General features: G+C 60.3%; 15 protein-coding genes. 9 read left to right on the top strand and 6 right to left on the bottom strand.

Features of this window, described 5'->3' with window-relative positions; all coding sequences use genetic code 11:
• Positions 1-322 precede the first annotated feature (322 nt).
• Positions 323-529 (top strand): hypothetical protein, encoded by a 207-nt coding sequence (locus AC13QY_RS31560; RefSeq protein ID WP_092720247.1) that lies wholly within the window; start codon positions 323-325, stop codon positions 527-529.
• A gap of 66 nt (positions 530-595) precedes the next feature.
• Here AC13QY_RS31560 and AC13QY_RS31555 read toward each other — a convergent pair whose 3' ends face one another.
• Positions 596-1,948, bottom strand: a complete 1,353-nt coding sequence (locus AC13QY_RS31555) for an ATP-binding protein (RefSeq protein ID WP_113330909.1) — start codon at positions 1,946-1,948, stop codon at positions 596-598.
• Positions 1,949-1,951: 3 nt separating this feature from the next.
• Positions 1,952-2,671 (bottom strand): response regulator, encoded by a 720-nt coding sequence (locus AC13QY_RS31550; RefSeq protein WP_092720253.1) that lies wholly within the window; start codon positions 2,669-2,671, stop codon positions 1,952-1,954.
• 361 nt (positions 2,672-3,032) lie between these two features.
• On the opposite strand from AC13QY_RS31550, the gene AC13QY_RS31545 reads away from it, so the two are divergent.
• From AC13QY_RS31545 to AC13QY_RS31530, 4 genes are all read left to right on the top strand, one after another.
• Entirely contained in the window at positions 3,033-3,833 is an 801-nt protein-coding gene (locus tag AC13QY_RS31545; RefSeq protein WP_113330941.1) for a pseudouridine synthase, read from the top strand.
• 12 nt (positions 3,834-3,845) lie between these two features.
• The gene (locus AC13QY_RS31540; RefSeq protein WP_113330910.1) at positions 3,846-4,529 is read left to right on the top strand and encodes a phosphoribosyltransferase; all 684 of its coding nucleotides are present in this window, start codon (positions 3,846-3,848) and stop codon (positions 4,527-4,529) included.
• Positions 4,530-4,672: 143 nt separating this feature from the next.
• Positions 4,673-5,617 (top strand): phosphoribosylaminoimidazolesuccinocarboxamide synthase, encoded by a 945-nt coding sequence (locus AC13QY_RS31535; protein WP_069615329.1) that lies wholly within the window; start codon positions 4,673-4,675, stop codon positions 5,615-5,617.
• Positions 5,618-5,966: 349 nt separating this feature from the next.
• Positions 5,967-7,430 carry an efflux transporter outer membrane subunit gene (locus tag AC13QY_RS31530; protein WP_113330942.1) on the top strand — a complete coding sequence of 488 codons (1,464 nt, stop codon included), beginning with the start codon at positions 5,967-5,969 and terminating at the stop codon, positions 7,428-7,430.
• Positions 7,431-7,443: 13 nt separating this feature from the next.
• On the opposite strand, the gene AC13QY_RS31525 is transcribed toward AC13QY_RS31530, so the two are convergent.
• Positions 7,444-7,677 (bottom strand): hypothetical protein, encoded by a 234-nt coding sequence (locus AC13QY_RS31525; RefSeq protein WP_113330911.1) that lies wholly within the window; start codon positions 7,675-7,677, stop codon positions 7,444-7,446.
• Between the two features lie 460 nt (positions 7,678-8,137).
• Here AC13QY_RS31525 and AC13QY_RS31520 point away from each other — a divergent pair, with 460 nt between their 5' ends.
• The gene (locus AC13QY_RS31520) at positions 8,138-9,019 is read left to right on the top strand and encodes an SH3 domain-containing protein (protein ID WP_113330912.1); all 882 of its coding nucleotides are present in this window, start codon (positions 8,138-8,140) and stop codon (positions 9,017-9,019) included.
• Positions 9,020-9,247: 228 nt separating this feature from the next.
• On the opposite strand, the gene AC13QY_RS31515 is transcribed toward AC13QY_RS31520, so the two are convergent.
• Together AC13QY_RS31515 and AC13QY_RS31510 are read right to left on the bottom strand one after the other, a co-directional pair.
• Positions 9,248-9,490 (bottom strand): DUF982 domain-containing protein, encoded by a 243-nt coding sequence (locus AC13QY_RS31515; RefSeq protein ID WP_095433530.1) that lies wholly within the window; start codon positions 9,488-9,490, stop codon positions 9,248-9,250.
• 232 nt (positions 9,491-9,722) lie between these two features.
• Positions 9,723-9,845, bottom strand: coding sequence for a hypothetical protein (locus tag AC13QY_RS31510; RefSeq protein WP_257714005.1), 123 nt, complete (start codon positions 9,843-9,845; stop codon positions 9,723-9,725).
• Positions 9,846-10,457: 612 nt separating this feature from the next.
• Between AC13QY_RS31510 and AC13QY_RS31505 the strand changes: the two genes are divergently transcribed.
• The 3 genes from AC13QY_RS31505 (at position 10,458) to dnaJ (ending at position 16,427) form a co-directional block, all read left to right on the top strand.
• Positions 10,458-12,878, top strand: a complete 2,421-nt coding sequence (locus tag AC13QY_RS31505; protein ID WP_488494548.1) for a transglycosylase domain-containing protein — start codon at positions 10,458-10,460, stop codon at positions 12,876-12,878.
• Positions 12,879-13,275: 397 nt separating this feature from the next.
• The gene (gene dnaK, locus AC13QY_RS31500) at positions 13,276-15,195 is read left to right on the top strand and encodes a molecular chaperone DnaK (RefSeq protein ID WP_113330914.1); all 1,920 of its coding nucleotides are present in this window, start codon (positions 13,276-13,278) and stop codon (positions 15,193-15,195) included.
• An 86-nt stretch (positions 15,196-15,281) separates the two neighbouring features.
• A complete protein-coding gene (dnaJ, locus tag AC13QY_RS31495) occupies positions 15,282-16,427 on the top strand; it encodes a molecular chaperone DnaJ (protein ID WP_069615446.1) in 1,146 nt (381 codons plus the stop codon).
• A 70-nt stretch (positions 16,428-16,497) separates the two neighbouring features.
• Here the strand turns inward: dnaJ and AC13QY_RS31490 are convergent, their stop codons facing one another.
• The gene (locus AC13QY_RS31490; protein WP_488494547.1) at positions 16,498-17,301 is read right to left on the bottom strand and encodes an APH(3'') family aminoglycoside O-phosphotransferase; all 804 of its coding nucleotides are present in this window, start codon (positions 17,299-17,301) and stop codon (positions 16,498-16,500) included.
• Positions 17,302-17,582: the final 281 nt, after the last annotated feature.

The following is a 17,582-nucleotide window of genomic DNA, read 5'->3' as shown; positions in this document are numbered from 1 at the left end:
ATGCTGTAAAAATTCTGACATTTTTGTAAGCGATTGAATTAAAAAGCGGATTTGTGGGGCGCGACGGAAAACAGGTGGTTTTTGCCTCAAAAGCTGCAAAAATCTTGTCCGGAAGGTCAAATTTTGCTCTGGCGTCAGAATCTGAAGACGTTCTCCCTATTATGCGCCCTACGCATCCATTAAAGCCCTTCCTTACAAGCAACCGAACGACAGATCGGGTTTCCGGGGCAAACCCCTCGACCGCAAGCCTCAGAAAAACCAAGATTTTCCCTAAGGTTTCTGCTATGGTTGAGGCTAGATATAAAGGGGAAGGGAGGAAACAATGCATACTACAAGACCGGAAAGCATTATCGAAGTCAGCTTCGACAGCGCTAATGGCCGCCGTGCGCTCGGTATTATGAGCATGCGCCAGGCATTGGATCTGCCCGACCTGCCGAGCTTCACCTATACGCATCCTGATCCGCAGAAGGCGGCGGCTGGCATTGTCTTGAGCCGGCAAGAGCTGCAGAGCTTCCTGACCTGCCATTGAGCGGGCCGCCTTGCATAACGCGTCGATCGTGCCCGGGCGCGATCGACACTTAAGCGACGCCTGTCTTCAGGCCGCTCTTTTTTCCATTACCGCCAGCGGCAGCAGGACGACGGCATTCAGGCCGCCTCCTTCGCGGTCTTCCAGACAGAGTGTGCCGCCATGCGCATCGAGAATCTGGCGGACGATCGCCAAGCCGAGCCCGCTGCCGCCGAGATCGCGATTGCGCGATTCCTCCAGCCGCACGAAGGGTTCGAGGACCTCTTTGCGTCGCTCTTCCGGGATGCCCGGTCCGCGATCGCCGACAACGATGGCGGCGTGGTCGCCACGACACTCGATGACAATATCGGCCCGGCCACCATAGCGCAGCGCATTGTCGATAAGATTGTCGAGTACCCGTACCAGAGCGGTCTCGGTCATCGTCACGCCGATCGGCTGCCCGATCGGCGCAAAACCCGCGAGGCCCTGCCCGTCCTGCCGCTCCGCAAGGTGACCTCGAATGGCCGCATCGAGATCGACGATGGTCTTGCCTTCCGAAACGACGGTGCTGCGGGCAAAGCCGAGCGCATCCTCCACCAGCCGCTGCATGGCCTCGACATCCGCGATCGCCCGCTCTCGATGCGGCGTGTCCGGCATCATTTCCATGCGCAGGCGGAAGCGGGTGAGATAGGTCCTCAGATCATGCGAGATCGCTCCGAGGATCAGGGTACGATTACTGACCAGGGCGGCGATGCGCAGCTGCATGGCGTTGATCGCCTTGATCAGCATGCGCAGCTCGCAGGCGCCTCTTTCAGGAATATGAACCGGCTGCAGACCATTGCCTATCGAGTTGACGGTTCGCGACAGGCGCGTCAAGGGCCGGGTTTCGCGCGCCACCGCGGCAATGGCGATGACTGCGACCAGCATGCCGAGAATGCCCGAGATAAGGCCGATGGGAATTCCGCGCAATCGCACGGTCGGGGTCTCGGGAAGATTGAAGACCGCAATCTTGCCGCCGGCGACGCCGATCGACACTTCCATGATCCGGTCCGGCGCACCGACCGAGAACCAGCCCTGCGGTCTTTCCGACAGCGAGCGCATGTTGAAGTAGCGGTTGCCGAAGGCGATGTTGACGAATTCACGCGCCAGCTTGCCGGTAAGCGTCAGATCCGAAGTCTCGCTCTTCTCACCGGCTGCCGGCGCATCGGCAAGCCGTATCGCCAAACCATTGGCATGCAGCGCCCGCACGGCGATCGGCTGCGCCTCAGGCGGAACGGCATCGAGAAGACGGACCGCCGTCTTGACCTGCATGGCCGGCGACAGTTCCGGATTGAATGGCGTATCCGGCTTGAGCTGCGCGGCAACGAAAGCCGCAAGCTGGATAATGAACAATGCCACGGCGACGATCATGATGATGCGGGCGACGAGACCGAGTTTCAGCATGGCTCAGACATCTTTCACGTCCATTGTGAGGAGATAGCCGGCGTTGCGCACGGTGGTGATGATATGGGCGCCATCGGGCAGACAATGGCCGAGCTTGGTGCGCAAGCGGGAGACTGTGACATCGATGGTGCGATCGAAAGGATCGGCACCGCGGCCGCGCGTCCAATCGAGCAGTTGCTCACGCGACAGCACACGGCGGGGCCTTTCGAGGAAGCAGACGAGCAGATCGAATTCGGCCGTCGTCAGATGCACGACGCGCTCACCGTCCATCTCGATCACCCGGCCATCAAGGTCGACCGTCAGCCCCGCAAAGCTCTTTCTCCTCGACGGACGGCTGATATCTTCCGGCCGCTCCGGGCCGGAACGGCGGAGGATGGCGCGGATGCGCGCCAGGAGCTCGCGCGGATTGAAAGGCTTGCCGAGATAATCGTCGGCCCCCATTTCGAGGCCGAGGATGCGGTCTATATCTTCCGTTTTCGCCGTCAGCATGAGGATCGGTACCTTGCTGCGGGCGCGGATACGACGGCATGCTGACAGGCCGTCTTCGCCGGGCAGCATCAGATCGAGGATAATCAGATCAGGAAAGCCCTTGGACAAAAGGCGATCCATGGCAGCGGCGCTGTCGGCCGCCTGCACGGAAAAACCCTCACGGCTCAGGAACTCTTCCAGGAGCGCCCTAATCTCGCGGTCGTCCTCGACCAGAAGCAGCGATGCGGAAACCATGGCTCTTCCATGCGGGGCGAGAGGCGGTCTTGGCAACAGGGAAACGGCCTGCGTTACAAACTGTAACAAATTTCCCTTCTTTTGAAAAATCCCAGCAAAAGAAGCAGTGCAGTTTCTCTGCAACCGCGATCCCTCCGGAGCGAATGGCGGCAGCCACGTTGCCGTCTACCCGACCCCATCGCCCGCTCCGGTCCGCGACAGGGCTCGCATCCATGAAATGCGAGCCCTGTCTGCCTTTCAGACCGGCCTTTCCGATCCTGCCTCGACAATGCGATTTGCGTCCGGTTCGCTGCCATGCGAAAGGATTGTGCTCCACCGGCTCCATGCCGGGCCACGGCAACAAGCACATGAGGCAATACGGGTGAGCCAACGGCAATCACCGCAGAGATCCGGCAGGGCGGCGAAAGGCAGGCCGGAGCCAGAGGGCAAGCGCGTGACCTTGCCGCGGGCGCTTTCCAAGCTCGGCTATTGCTCCCGCACCCAGGCAGAGGCGCTGATCACGGCCGGCCGCGTGAGCGTGGACGGGCGCAAAGTGTCAGATCCTGCCATGTGGGTCGATCTCGAACATTCGAAATTCGCGGTCGACGGCACGGAAATCGCTGCGGAGAAAAAACTCTATTTCATGCTGAACAAGCCGCGCGGGCTGGTGACCACCCGCGATGACCCTGAAGGGCGGCCGACGGTCTATGATTGCCTGAAGGAGATCGATGCCCGCCACCTCGCTCCGGTCGGGCGACTGGACAAGGCGAGCGAGGGGTTGCTGCTCTTTACCAATGATACGGTACTGGCGCAGGCTCTGCTCGATCCGGTGAGCCATGTCGGCAAGACCTATCATGTGCAGGTCGACCGGATCATGGATCACGAGCAGCTTTCGCGCATGGAGCGCGGCATCATCGACGATGGCGAACTGCTGACCGCCAGTTCCGCCCGCCTCCTGCGCAGCGGCGATCGCAATGGCTGGATCGAGGTGGAGCTGAAGGAGGGTCGCAACCGTCAGATACGGCGCATGCTCGAGGCGCTCGGCATCGAATGCCTGCGGCTGGTGCGCGTCGCCTTCGGCGATATCGCGCTCGGCGATCTGCCGAAGGGGGCCGTTAGAGCCCTGACCGAGGCAGAGATCCTCGGGTTGCACCGGCGCGCAGGAATGAAGATCAACAGATAGAGGCAGGCTGCCATGCAACCCCATGACTTCTGGCAGGAGCTGCATGCGCCTGACACGTTCGATCCCATGGCGGAGCGCGCGGATTTTCATGTCGCCGAATTGCCGGACGCGCGTCAGCTGCGTCTGCCGATCCGGGTGCTTGCCGATGGCGAACATGCGCTGGCATCGCTGATCGTCAATCAGGCAAGCTTCACCGTGCTGGAAGCTCTGGCGGAGGCGCTTGCGGAGCGGATAGCAGCTTATGATATCGATGTCGTCGCCGGCTTGCCGACCCTCGGCCTGACGCTGGCAGCAGCAGTTGCCCGCGCGCTTGGCCATGCGCGTTACGTGCCGCTCGGGACATCGCGCAAGTTCTGGTATCGCGACGAACTGTCGGTCGCGCTTTCCTCCATCACCACGCCGAACCAGGAAAAGCGTCTTTATATAGATCCGCGCATGTTGCCATTGCTGCAAGGCAAGCGCGTGGCGCTCATTGACGACGTCATCTCCAGCGGCGCGTCGATCGTTTCCGGGCTAGCCCTCCTGGCGTCCTGCGATATCGAGCCTGCCGTGATCGGCGCGGCCATGCTGCAATCCGATCGCTGGCGGGGTCGTGTCGATCTGAACGGGAAGCGATGGAGCGAGAGGATCGTCGGCGTGTTTTCGACACCGATCCTCGAGCAGGGTGAAAACGGTTGCTGGCGCCGGCCGGGCTGACACTTTTCGCGCCCGCGACCCGACGAATGGAGCCGTTTCCATATTATTATATGTGAAAACCGTTCCGATTCCGGCTGCAATGCGCTAAGGGTCCGCTCAAGAAGCATCCGCCGTGCGGATGCACGAGCCTGTTGGTGAACGCGTTGCGAATTCTCTCCGAAGCCCATTTCCCCGAATTGCCCAACTACTATCGCGGCAAGGTGCGCGAGAATTATGATCTGCCCGATGGCAGCCGCATCATCATCAGCACCGATCGGTTGAGCGCCTTCGACCGCATCCTTACCTGCATCCCCTACAAGGGTCAGGTGCTGACGCAGACGGCGCGCTACTGGTTCGAACAGACACGCGATATCTGCCCGAACCATGTCATCGACTATCCGGATCCGAACGTCGTCGTCGGAAAGCGGCTGAATATCCTGCCCGTCGAGGTCGTCGTTCGCGGCTATCTCGCCGGCACCACGGGCACATCGGTTCTGACGCTCTATAAAAAGGGTCAGCGCGAGATGTATGGCATCACGCTCCCGGATGGCATGCGCGACAACCAGATCCTGCCCGAGCCGATCATCACGCCGACGAGCAAGGAATTCGACGGCGGCCACGATGAGCCGCTGACGCCGACCCAGATTGTCGAGCACGGGCTTCTGACAAAAGAGCAATGGCAAACGCTGACACATTATGCTTTTGCCCTGTTCGCACGCGGGCAGGACATCGCCCGCAAGCGCGGGCTGATCCTCGTCGATACCAAATACGAATTCGGAACCGACGACAACGGCACCATCATCCTTGCCGACGAGATCCATACGCCTGACAGCAGCCGCTACTGGCTGGCCGACAGCTATGAGGACAGATTCGAAAAGGGCGCGCGCCCCGAAAGCTTCGACAAGGATTTCGTCCGCGCCTGGGTCACCGAGCGCTGCGATCCTTACAAGGACGAGATTCCGGAGATTCCGAGCGACCTCATCGAACAGACGTCCAAAGTCTATATCCGCGCCTATGAAGCAATCACGGGCATGTCTTTCGTGCCTGACGATCGCGGCGCGACGCCGCTTGACCGGGTTCGCGCAAGCCTCGCACGCTACTTCCCGTAAGGACAGTCCGAACGGACTTTTGACTGGAGCGATTCTGCGAAGCAACTCCCTAGAGTTGCGGCGCGCGTTGGTTTTTGGCTGCGTCGCATCCTTAAGTGGTGTGCAAAAGGGTATGTTTTTTGCAACACCTTAGATTTTTTTTAACGGCACGCTGATATTTCGGCCGATCCCACATATGTTCGCAGCCGAGAATTCGTAAAAGCCACTGTGCTATTGCAAAACTCATTGCTAGATTGACGCCGACCGCTTCGGGTCATTGTTTGTGTTGCGTAAGACTGGAGCGCCAGCATATGGGGTCACGTCGATCCCGAAAAAAACTGATCAGTAAATTGAATTGTGGGACAATGTGATGGTTTCCATTCGTACTGCCGCCCCCGCCCTGCTGCTTGTTTTGGCAGGCTGCGTCAGCGGCCCAGACCATAAGCCACCGGAAATGCCTCTCCCGGCCAAATTCTCGGAGGGCGGTACGAAGGCGAACGGCGATATCGCCGGCTCGCAATGGTGGACCGCTTTCGGCGATTCCAAGCTGAATGCCTTCGCCGCACAGGGACTTGCCCAGAACCTTACCATCCAGCAGGCACTGGAACGTATCAACCAGGCAGAAGCTGCCGTCGTCACGGCAGGTGCAGGCGGCCTCCCGAGCCTCACCGTGTCAGGCGACAACACGACCAGCGGCCAGAAGGGTGGCTCGAGAGTATCAAGCTCAGCTGGACGACGGAACACGACGACGGGCACTGCTTCGGCTTCCTGGCTGCTCGACCTCTGGGGTCAGTATCGCCGTGCAACGGAAAGCGCCAACGCCTCGCTCGACGCAGCCTACTCGACCGTCGACGTCCAGCGCCTGGCCTTCCTGTCGGATCTCGCCAACAGCTACGTCAATGCCCGCTATTACCAGGCCCTGATTTCGATCGCTCAGGAAAACCTGAAGTCGCGGCGCGACACGCTTTCGCTGACCAAGTTCCAGCTCGAAGCCGGTGCGGCATCACGTCTCGACGTGGTTCAGGCGGAAGGCCTCGTCAACCAGACGCTGGCCCTGGTACCTGGTTATGAAATCAGCTACCGCCAGCAGGTGCATCATATCGCAACGCTGCTCAACGTTCCCTCCTCGACGATCATCGCGCAGATGCAGGGCGGCGGCAGGCAGCCGATCTTCCGCGGCAGCGTCCGCAGCGGTGTTCCGGCAGACCTGATCCGTAATCGTCCGGATATTCGCGTGGCAGAGCGCACCCTCGCAGCTTCGACGGCCCAGATCGGCGTTGCCGAAGCCAAGCTCTTCCCGTCGATCACGCTCAGCGGCTCGATTTCGCCAACCTATATCCATACCTCGTCGGCGAGCGGCGGCCTGACCACCTGGTCCTTTGGCCCGGCGCTGAACCTGCCGATCTTCGACGGCGGCGCTCTGCGCGCTGGCGTCAAGAGTGCGGAATCGACGAGCCGCGAAAACTATCTCGCCTGGCAGTCGACGGTACGCTCGGCAATCGAAGACGTTGAAAACTACCTGTCTGCCGTTGCCCGCGACGCACAGACGGTCGCTGCGCTGCAGGCTCAGGTCAAGTCCTACCAGGAAGCCCTGCAGCTCTCGACGGCAAGCTACAAGGACGGCGCATCCTCGCTGCTCGACGTTCTCGATGCCCAGCGCAACGTGACCGCTGCCCAGCAGAGCCTGGCACAGGCCGTGCAGCAGAGTGCACTCGATTATATCGGGTTGAACGTCAACATCGGCGCCGGCTATGTACCAGCCAGCAAGGCAACCATTGCTCAGGCTCCGGCCAAAGCCAAGGTCGTCAAGGTTTCGGCCAAGAAGGCGAACTGACGATATCGCCTGCCTAGCAGGCGCATCGCTTAAAGTGAAAAGCCGCCGCAGGCATCTGCGGCGGCTTTTCTTTTGCCACGCGAGAGATGCCGAAAATGAAAATGGCGCGCTCCGATTTCGTCGGAAGCACGCCATCGCCAAAAAACAAAAAGGCCGGAATGATCCGGCCTTTCGCCATCCGCCTTCGCATCAGTGCCAGTACATCCGTGGTCAAAGGCAAGGGCGGAACTGCAGCCAGATTGATCATGAAAGGTCAACGAAGAGTTAACGCTGCTTCCATGATATCGACGGACCAAACGGCTCGCTTTCCAGCGCGCCAGCGCCCGTCGGCTGCATGACTGGATCGTATATCGGCGTCCAAGGTGTCAATTTCAAGGCCGCTTCTAAGTTTCTTCGAAAAAACTCTTGAGGCAGCCGACGCTGCCACGTCGGTAACGCCGAGGAAGGCAAGTGAGCCTTGTCAAAAAGACTCGCAGCTTTTCAGTTTCGAACTGATGCCGTTCAAGCTGCATTCATGCAGTTACTTCTACAACACATGTAAAGATTGAAGAGGCACCATGGAATCCTATCAGATTCCGTGCAGCGCCAGGCCTTTATCTTGCCGAAATTGGAAAGTCTTACCGAAGAGCGCCGGGGTAGGCGCACGACAGCGGAACAGGCACCAGCCGGCGATTTCGCAGCATGGGTGCGCAAAGGGAGAGTAATCTATGAGGTTCAAGATTCTTGCGGCGGGCATTCTGGCGGCGCTCGTGGCGCTGCCAGCCATCGCGGAAGCGGCAGAAGGCTTTGCCACCGCGAACGTCAACATGCGGTCCGGTCCGAGTACCGCCTATCCGGCAGTGACGATGATTCCCGTCGGTGTGCCGCTTCAGATCAACGGCTGCCTTAACGATACGCCATGGTGCGATGTTTCCTTCTATGGCGGCCGCGGATGGGTTGCAGGTCGTTATATCCAGGCAACCTATCAGTCACGCCGCATCTATGTCGGTCCGCAATATTACCGCCCGCTCGGCATTCCGACGGTGGTCTTCAACTTCGACGACTACTGGGGTCGCTATTATCGCGGTCGCGACTTCTATCGTGACCGCGACCGCTGGCGCCGCGGCCCGGGCTGGGTCGATCGCCGCCCCGACAGCGGCTGGGACCGCAATCCTCCAGGCTGGGATAACGGGCCGGACCGCAATTGGGACCGTCGCCCGGATCGCAATCGCGATTGGGATCGCGGATCGGACTGGAATGACAGACCGGACCGCAACTGGGATCGCCGGCCCGACCGTGATCGCGACTGGGACAGGCAACGCGACGGCAATCGCGACTGGGGCAGACAGCGCCCGGACAACAACCAGGATTGGGGTAACCGGCCGGATCGCCAGCGCGACAACAATCGCCCTGACAATAATCGTCCGGACAACCGCCCGCGTCCGGAACCGCAGCAGGCTCAACCGCAACCACAGCCGCAGCAGCCGCCGCCGCAGGCCAATCCGCGGCCGAATGCAGGCGAGCCGGGGCCTTATAGCCCTGACCACAGGGATCCATGCCCCGCGTCGGAGCCGAATTGCCGGATGTCCGTGAGAGGCTCGAACCGCTGACGGCCAGCCCTGCGACCGCCTGAAAAACCAAAAGGCCGGCGACTTCGAAAGTCGCCGGCCTTTTCATGAGATTGCATCGCCTCCGAGGAGAACGCGCTCACCATCATGCGGGAGCTGCATTCAAGAGATGCTTTCGTGGAGGAAACGCGCTCAAAACTCTCGCCTTCTGCCGCGCTTCCGCCGGTTCGCAAGATTTGGGCGGTTGATCCGCGGTGCTAGCGGCATGCTTCAATGCATCTTGAGATGCGCTTCCCGCGTCGCCGAGATGAACATTTCTCGTGCCTCTTCGGCGGACTTGCGGCCGTCGATGGCAGCCCGGCAAAGGCTTCTTGCCGCCACGTAGAGCGGACCGCGCCGGTCAGGCCAGAGATTGGCCATGCAATTGAGGGCCTCGGACGGGCCTGTCACGACCTGGAACGTACCCTGAGCAAAACCGATCTCAATTGGATTGCTCCATTTGATGTGTCGCATGAACACTCCTCCTCACGCGCTACCAATTGCTTGGAACCGCCCTGCAAGACGGCCACATGTCAATACTATAACCTTGATCAGCCCATTCGAAAATATGGAAGATTGCGTGCGCCGCGCGAAGTATCGACGCATCCGGATCGTAGCCTCGCTCCGTATGAAGGCAAGCGAGGCGCTGTCCTGAGATTTCAGGAGAACGGACATGGTTGCGGATAACGGAAGCCGCACGGGCGATCTATTTTTCACGTGCGATCCGCCTTGCCTCATCCGGGGAAAAACCGGCGCGGCGTGCAAGCCGTTCGAGGCCGAATATCCGGTCAATCTGGTCGACCAGCCACAATTCGAAACGTTTCCACATCGGCATAGCCTCCTCCGCTGCGAATCCCTCGGTCGCAGCAGCCCACGAAACATCGCGCCGGCCTGCCAAATCCTTCAGCGACCCATCAACGGAATTGGGGCGGCCTTTGCGCGTTTGAGAGCAATTCCTGCTTTGTTGCGAAGTCGCCAAACAGCTTTTTCAGCCGGGCTTCCTCCTCCTTGCAAATCCGATGACGCCGGACGAAATCCTCGACGCTCCAGACCTCGCGCAACTTGCTCTCTTCAACTTCCTCTATCTTCAGCAATGAACTCATGGGTTCGCCCTCTATCGTTTTTATGAGAGGATAATGCTCAGGATAGCGAAAAGTTCCCTGCGCACGCCTGGCAGGCGCCGGGCGAAGGCAGCGGCAAGCGGATCGGAATGTTCTTAATCCCTCCTTAAATCGCCGCATTTACAGTTCAGGCGGGACTTAATGTCTTCACGAGTGGTGCGTGGACGAATAGCGGGTTGCTCCGCCTTGAAAGCCAATGAGGGTTTTCGAGGTCGCGCGCCGACCAGGCGACGGAGCAGGCTCAAAGATTTCTACCGCTCCCGTAATCAGCCTGATAGAAGACATGGAATACAAGGGCACCGAGGTACGACCGGCCGGCAATGGCAGATAAGAAGAAATCACGCCAGAGGATAGAACCATCTTTTTCCAGCGGCCGGGAACGCATCGAGGACGGATTCAATGCCGGGGAGCGCATCGTCGGCAACAGGCGCTCGGCCAAGAAATATTCGTCTTCTTACAAAACATACTACGAAGAGCCGGAACCCGACGAAGACGAGGATGAAGACGACGAGGATGAACCCGTGGTCGAAAAGCCTCGCCGCACCCGTGTCAGCAGCCGCCGCAAACCGGCACGCCGTGCGCGGCCGCGGCGCGGCTTTTTCGGCTTCATCCGTTCGACGATCTATTGGGGCCTCGTGCTTTGCCTCTGGGCCGGCATCGGCCTTGCCGGTCTTGTCGCCTATTATGGCTCACGCATGCCGAGCGCCAGCACGTGGTCGATCCCTGAGCGGCCACCGAACGTCAAGATCAACGATCTCGACGGCAGCCTGATCGCCAATCGTGGCACGACGGGCGGTGAAGCGGTCGCGCTCGGCGACATGTCCCCCTATATCCCGGAAGCCATCATCGCCATCGAGGATCGGCGCTTCTATTCGCATTTCGGCTTCGACCCGATCGGCCTTGCCCGCGCCGTCGTGACCAATGTGGTAACCGGGCACGCCGTCCAAGGCGGCTCGACGCTGACGCAGCAGCTCGCCAAGAACCTGTTCCTCTCGCCGGACCGCACGCTGGAACGCAAGGTGCAGGAAGTGCTGCTGGCGCTGTGGCTGGAGCACAAGTACACCAAGGATCAGATCCTGACGATGTACCTGAACCGCGTCTATTTCGGCTCCAACGCCTATGGCGTCGAGGCTGCCTCGCGGCGCTACTTCAACAAATCGGCAAAGGACGTCAATCTCGGCGAAGCCGCCATGCTCGCTGGTCTGGTCAAGGCCCCCTCGCGACTGTCGCCGGCCCGCGATCCGGCCGCCGCCGAGGCCCGCGCGCAGCTCGTGCTGCAGGCGATGCACGACCAGGGCTTCATCAGCGAATCCGACATCAAGACGGCGATGGCGCAGCCGCCGACCCGATCGAAGAGCTATTGGAGCGGTGCTGAGAATTACGTCGCCGACATGGTCATGGACCAATTGCCGAAGCTGATCGGCGGCGACGTCAAGGAAGACCTGATCGTCGACACGACGCTCGACATGTCGCTGGAGGAAAAGGCCGAGAAGGCGCTGAGCGACGTGCTCGAAAAGGAAGGCAAGAAGCTCAACGCCTCTCAGGCCTCGCTCGTCTCCGTCGATGCGACGGGTGCGATCCGCGCGCTCGTCGGCGGCCGCGACTATGCGCAGAGCCAGTTTAACCGTGCCGTGACGGCCAAGCGCCAGCCCGGCTCCGCCTTCAAGCCCTTCGTCTATACCGCGGCGCTTGAGATGGGCCTGACGCCCAATTCGATCCGCAACGACATGCCGGTCAAGATCGGCAACTGGGCGCCTGAGAATTACGAGCAGCGCTACAGCGGCCCGGTGACGCTGGCAACTGCGGTGGCTAAATCGCTGAACACCGTTGCCGCGCAGCTCGTCACCGAAGTCGGGCCGGACCAGGTCATCAAGGTTGCCCGCAGGCTCGGCATCGAATCCGACCTGCAGGCCAATGCCTCGATCGCGCTCGGCACCTCGGAAGTATCGCTGCTGGAGCTCACCTCCGCCTATGCCACCTTCATGAACGGTGGCTACAAAGTGGCTCCGCATGTCATCACCAAGGTGACGACCGCCTCCGGCAAGGTGCTCTACCAGGCCAATACAGACAATCCGGAGCGCGTCTTGAACCCGGATATCGTCACGAACATGAATGCCATGATGGCCGGCGTCATCGCCAATGGCACCGGCAAGGCGGCGCGCATTCCCGGCTGGCAGGCGGCCGGCAAGTCAGGCACAACGCAATCCTTCCGCGACGCGCTCTTCGTCGGCTTCACCAGCCATCTGACCACGGGCGTCTGGTTCGGCAATGACGACGGCAAGTCGATGCGCAAGGTGACTGGCGGCGGGCTGCCGGCGAAAGCATGGAAGGAATTCATGGTCGCCGCCCACAAGGGCATCACGCCGACGCCGATCTTCGGCGGCGGCCAGATCATCGACAACGGCCTGCCGATGGCGCAGACGGGACCGAACGGCGACCAGCCGACCACCATCGGCAACATCATCTCCGGCGTCGCCGATGGTGGACAGCCGGTGCAGCAGCCGACCTTGCAGCAAAGGCCATCGCAGCAGCCGATCCAGCCGCAGATCGTCAACCAGACCGCCGCCAACGACGATCCGCAGGATCTGCCACCGGCAAATCTTGCGGACGACACCAATCCCTACAGCTCCAACCCCTATGATAGCGATATACCGCCCGCCGATGTCGGCGACAGCGGCGCTCCGGTCGCCACCACACGGTCGCACCGCTCGTCGCTGCTCGACGTCATCCTCGGCCGATAAAATTGCAATTTTACGCCTACAGCGCCGCGCGTCATATATCGCGCGCAAAGGCCGCCGCAGCTCTTCATATCTGCTGCATAATTTTTTCCCTAAATCGACCCCGATTTAAGGAATCATGCAGCAGACGCTTGCATGGCCGCGACAAGGCTGCTCTGATACACGGTCGCGTCAAATCCGCTGATCCCCGGCGCATACGGGACCACGTGGAATTTGGGCGACAAACCATTTGTTTTGCTGGATTTCAGGCGATTTCCTGCCTTGCAGTCAGTAAAACCGCTACTTATATACGCGGCATCACCGCAGTCATGGCTGCGCAATCCTCAAGACCATCCCGTAAGGGGCTGTCAATGGAATGCCTGACAGGGGTTCCGATAGCTTGCTTCAAGGAGAGAATGACATGGCAAAAGTAATTGGTATCGACCTTGGAACGACAAATTCCTGCGTCGCCGTCATGGACGGTAAGGACGCAAAAGTGATCGAAAATGCCGAAGGCGCCCGGACCACCCCCTCCATGGTTGCCTTCACCGACGACGGTGAACGTCTCGTCGGCCAGCCGGCCAAGCGCCAGGCTGTCACCAACCCCACAAATACCCTCTTCGCTGTCAAGCGCCTCATCGGCCGCCGCTACGAAGATCCGACAGTCGAGAAGGACAAGCACCTTGTTCCCTTCAACATCGTTCGGGGCGACAATGGCGACGCCTGGGTCGAAGCCAACGGCAAGGGCTATTCGCCCGCACAGATTTCCGCAATGATCCTTCAGAAGATGAAGGAAACCGCCGAATCCTACCTCGGCGAAAAGGTCGACAAGGCCGTTATCACCGTTCCCGCATACTTCAACGACGCTCAGCGCCAGGCAACCAAGGATGCCGGCAAGATCGCCGGTCTCGAAGTTCTGCGTATCATCAACGAGCCGACGGCTGCAGCACTCGCCTATGGCCTCGACAAGAAGGACGGCAAGACCATCGCCGTATACGACCTCGGCGGCGGCACCTTCGATATCTCCATCCTCGAAATCGGCGATGGCGTCTTCGAAGTGAAGTCGACCAACGGCGACACCTTCCTCGGCGGTGAAGACTTCGACATGCGTCTCGTCGAATACCTCGTTGCCGAGTTCAAGAAGGACAACGGCATCGACCTCAAGGGCGACAAGCTTGCCCTGCAGCGCCTGAAGGAAGCTGCCGAAAAGGCCAAGATCGAGCTGTCCTCTTCGCAGCAGACCGAAATCAACCTGCCCTTCATTACGGCGGACGCCACCGGCCCGAAGCACCTGACGCTGAAGCTGACCCGCGCCAAGCTGGAAAGCTTGGTCGACGATCTCGTCCAGCGCACCATCGCTCCGTGCAAGGCAGCGCTCAAGGATGCCGGCGTTACGGCTGCCGAAATCGACGAAGTCGTTCTCGTCGGCGGCATGAGCCGCATGCCGAAGGTACAGGAAGTCGTCAAGCAGCTGTTCGGCAAGGAGCCGCACAAGGGCGTCAACCCGGATGAAGTCGTCGCACTCGGCGCCGCCATCCAGGCCGGCGTTCTGCAGGGCGACGTCAAGGACGTTCTGCTCCTCGACGTGACCCCGCTGTCTCTCGGCATCGAAACGCTGGGCGGCGTCTTCACCCGTCTGATCGAACGCAACACGACGATCCCGACGAAGAAGTCGCAGACCTTCTCGACCGCCGACGACAACCAGTCGGCCGTGACCATTCGCGTTTCGCAGGGCGAGCGTGAAATGGCTGCCGACAACAAGCTGCTGGGCCAGTTCGACCTCGTCGGCCTGCCGCCGGCACCGCGTGGTGTTCCGCAGATCGAAGTCACCTTCGATATCGACGCCAACGGCATTGTTCAGGTTTCGGCCAAGGACAAGGGCACCGGCAAGGAACAGCAGATCCGCATCCAGGCTTCCGGCGGTCTTTCCGACGCCGACATCGAAAAGATGGTCAAGGATGCCGAAGCTCACGCTGCTGAAGACAAGAAGCGCCGCGAAGGTGTCGAAGCCAAGAACCAAGCTGAAAGCCTGATCCACTCCAGCGAGAAGTCGCTGAAGGATTACGGCGACAAGGTCACCGAAGCAGATCGCACCGCGATCTCCGACGCGATTGCAGCGCTGAAGACGGCGACCGAAGCTTCCGAGCCGGATGCCGAAGACATCAAGGCCAAGACCCAGACGCTCATGGAAGTTTCCATGAAGCTCGGCCAGGCGATCTATGAGGCCCAGCAGGCGGAAGCCGGTTCCGGTGATGCCTCGGCAGCAGGCGGCAAGGACGATGTCGTCGATGCCGACTACGAGGAAATCAAGGACGAAGACGACCGCAAGCGGTCTGCATAAGCGAGAATCGAAAGGTTCTTGAGGAAACTTAGCTCCGGCTGCCTTCGGGCAGCCGGAAATCCATTTCCGGGGTTCTAATCCTTAATATGGCAAAAGCGGATTTTTACGAGACATTGGGCGTCTCCAAGACGGCGGACGAGAAAGAGCTGAAGAGCGCCTTTCGCAAGCTGGCAATGCAATATCATCCGGACAAGAACCCGGACGACAGCAACGCCGAGCGGAAGTTCAAGGAAATCAACGAAGCCTACGAAACGCTCAAGGACCCGCAGAAGCGCGCAGCCTATGACCGATACGGCCATGCTGCTTTCGAGCATGGCGGCATGGGCGGCGGTGGCGGCTTCGGAGCCGGTTTCGGCGGTGGCGGCTTCTCCGATATTTTCGAGGATATTTTCGGCGAGATGATGGGTGGCGGCCGCTCGCGCGGGCGTTCATCCGGCGGTCGCGAGCGCGGCGCCGATCTTCGCTACAATATGGAAATCTCGCTCGAGGAAGCCTTCAGCGGCAAGACGGCACAGATTCGCGTGCCGACCTCGATCACCTGCGACGTCTGTTCCGGCTCGGGCGCCAAGCCCGGCACCCAGCCAAAGACCTGCGGCACCTGCCAAGGCTCCGGCCGCGTCCGCGCCGCCCAGGGCTTCTTCTCCGTCGAGCGCACCTGCCCGACCTGTCACGGTCGCGGCCAGATCATTCCCGACCCTTGCACGAAATGTCATGGCCAGGGCCGTGTGACCGAGGAGCGTTCGCTCTCCGTCAATATCCCGTCGGGCATCGAAGACGGCACGCGCATCCGCCTGCAGGGCGAAGGCGAAGCCGGCCTGCGCGGTGGTCCTTCGGGCGACCTCTACATCTTCCTCTCCGTCAAGCCGCATGAATTCTTCCAGCGGGATGGCGCCGACCTCTATTGCGCCGTGCCGATCTCAATGACCACGGCAGCTCTCGGCGGCACTTTCGATGTCGCGACCCTCGACGGCACGAAATCGCGCGTCACCGTTCCCGAAGGCACGCAGGTCGGCAAACAGTTCCGACTGAAGGGCAAGGGCATGCCGGTGCTGCGTTCCAGCCAGGTCGGCGATCTCTACATCCAGATCCAGATCGAGACCCCGCAGAAGCTGACCAAGCGCCAGCGCGAGCTGCTGCAGGAGTTCGAGCAGATCTCCTCGAAGGACAACAATCCAGAATCGACCGGCTTCTTCGCTCGCATGAAGGATTTCTTCGATACGTTCAGCGACTGATTCGCGAATCAAAATGTTTCACATGAATCCGGCCGATGATTCGGCCGGATTTTTTATTGGCATGCGCGAATCAGCCCCAGGTCAGCGGATCAAGCCGGAGATAGAAGGCGAGACGTTCGCGGTCCGGCTCTGCGATTTCCAGGGTTTCGAACAGGATCGAAAAGGCTCGCTCTCGTTGTTCGGGCGTCACCCAGCTCTCGTCGGCATTAGCAATCATCAGCGAGAGATCGACATAACGATCGGCCTTGCCGACACGGCCTAGATCGATCAGCCCGGTACATTGCAGGCTATGTGGATCGATCATGAAATTGGGCATGCAGGCATCGCCATGACAGAGCACCCTGTCGATGGCTTCCTGATCGAGCCGAAGCGGCAGGTCGCGCTTGACGCGATCAAGCAGTTCGCGGGCCGGCCTATTGTGATCTTCAGGCGGCAGGAAATCCGGGTTTACGGCATCTCGCGAAACCACATCCGCTGCCTTTGCGAACATCAGCGACAGGCTGCGATCGAAGGGGCATCGATCAATCGGCAGCTCATGAAGAGATTTCAGCTGCCGCGCCATCGACGGCCAGGCCTTCAGCAATGCTTCGCCATCCAACTCGACTGCCGGTACGCCGGGAATTGTTGTCATGATCAGGCATGCACCCTCCTCCATCTCACGCCAATCGATAACTTCTGGGACGGCGATACCCTTGCCCTGCAACCAAAGCAGCCGGTCGCGTTCGCCGACGAGATCGATGGAGCGCTCAGCCGAAGCGATTTTCGCATAAGCAAGGCCATCTTCGCGGCGATAGACGAGATCGCCCGATTCGCCCGTTTTCACGCGCGCCCAATCGGCGCGCGTATGCACGAGCAGTGCTTTTGCAAATTTCAATTGATGCCCCCTTTCACTCAAAACTTCCCCGAGCATGGCGATATAGGTAGTGCCGTGCGCTAATGCCAATATCGGCGGGGATTCAAACAGATCTCTTCAAAAGACAAGGATGCCGAATGGCGGACGAATCACCCGCCCTCGTGGTTCGAGACGGCCCCTTGGCCTCTCACCATGAGGGCTCATCCCCTCGCTTTGCCCACAGCTTCCCTCAGCCTGCTGCCTCACTCCACCCTCATCCTGAGCCTGTCGAAGGACGAGGGTGGCCCGTGACGGCGCTTACA

It is taken from the genome of Martinezella sp. CNPSo 3795, assembly GCF_057784475.1.
Note: the sequence above shows the minus strand (reverse complement) of the source record. Positions and strands in the feature narration are given on the sequence as shown.

What these genes read in the sequence shown, in the direction of transcription:
- dnaJ (WP_069615446.1), top strand. Translation starts at nt 15,282, where the DNA reads ATGGCAAAAGCGGATTTTTACGAGACATTGGGCGTCTCCAAGACGGCG.
- AC13QY_RS31555 (WP_113330909.1), bottom strand. Translation starts at nt 1,948, where the DNA reads ATGCTGAAACTCGGTCTCGTCGCCCGCATCATCATGATCGTCGCCGTG.
- AC13QY_RS31525 (WP_113330911.1), bottom strand. Translation starts at nt 7,677, where the DNA reads ATGATCAATCTGGCTGCAGTTCCGCCCTTGCCTTTGACCACGGATGTA.
- AC13QY_RS31520 (WP_113330912.1), top strand. Translation starts at nt 8,138, where the DNA reads ATGAGGTTCAAGATTCTTGCGGCGGGCATTCTGGCGGCGCTCGTGGCG.
- AC13QY_RS31550 (WP_092720253.1), bottom strand. Translation starts at nt 2,671, where the DNA reads ATGGTTTCCGCATCGCTGCTTCTGGTCGAGGACGACCGCGAGATTAGG.
- AC13QY_RS31530 (WP_113330942.1), top strand. Translation starts at nt 5,967, where the DNA reads ATGGTTTCCATTCGTACTGCCGCCCCCGCCCTGCTGCTTGTTTTGGCA.
- AC13QY_RS31560 (WP_092720247.1), top strand. Translation starts at nt 323, where the DNA reads ATGCATACTACAAGACCGGAAAGCATTATCGAAGTCAGCTTCGACAGC.
- AC13QY_RS31510 (WP_257714005.1), bottom strand. Translation starts at nt 9,845, where the DNA reads ATGTGGAAACGTTTCGAATTGTGGCTGGTCGACCAGATTGACCGGATA.
- dnaK (WP_113330914.1), top strand. Translation starts at nt 13,276, where the DNA reads ATGGCAAAAGTAATTGGTATCGACCTTGGAACGACAAATTCCTGCGTC.
- AC13QY_RS31505 (WP_488494548.1), top strand. Translation starts at nt 10,458, where the DNA reads ATGGCAGATAAGAAGAAATCACGCCAGAGGATAGAACCATCTTTTTCC.
- AC13QY_RS31515 (WP_095433530.1), bottom strand. Translation starts at nt 9,490, where the DNA reads ATGCGACACATCAAATGGAGCAATCCAATTGAGATCGGTTTTGCTCAG.
- AC13QY_RS31540 (WP_113330910.1), top strand. Translation starts at nt 3,846, where the DNA reads ATGCAACCCCATGACTTCTGGCAGGAGCTGCATGCGCCTGACACGTTC.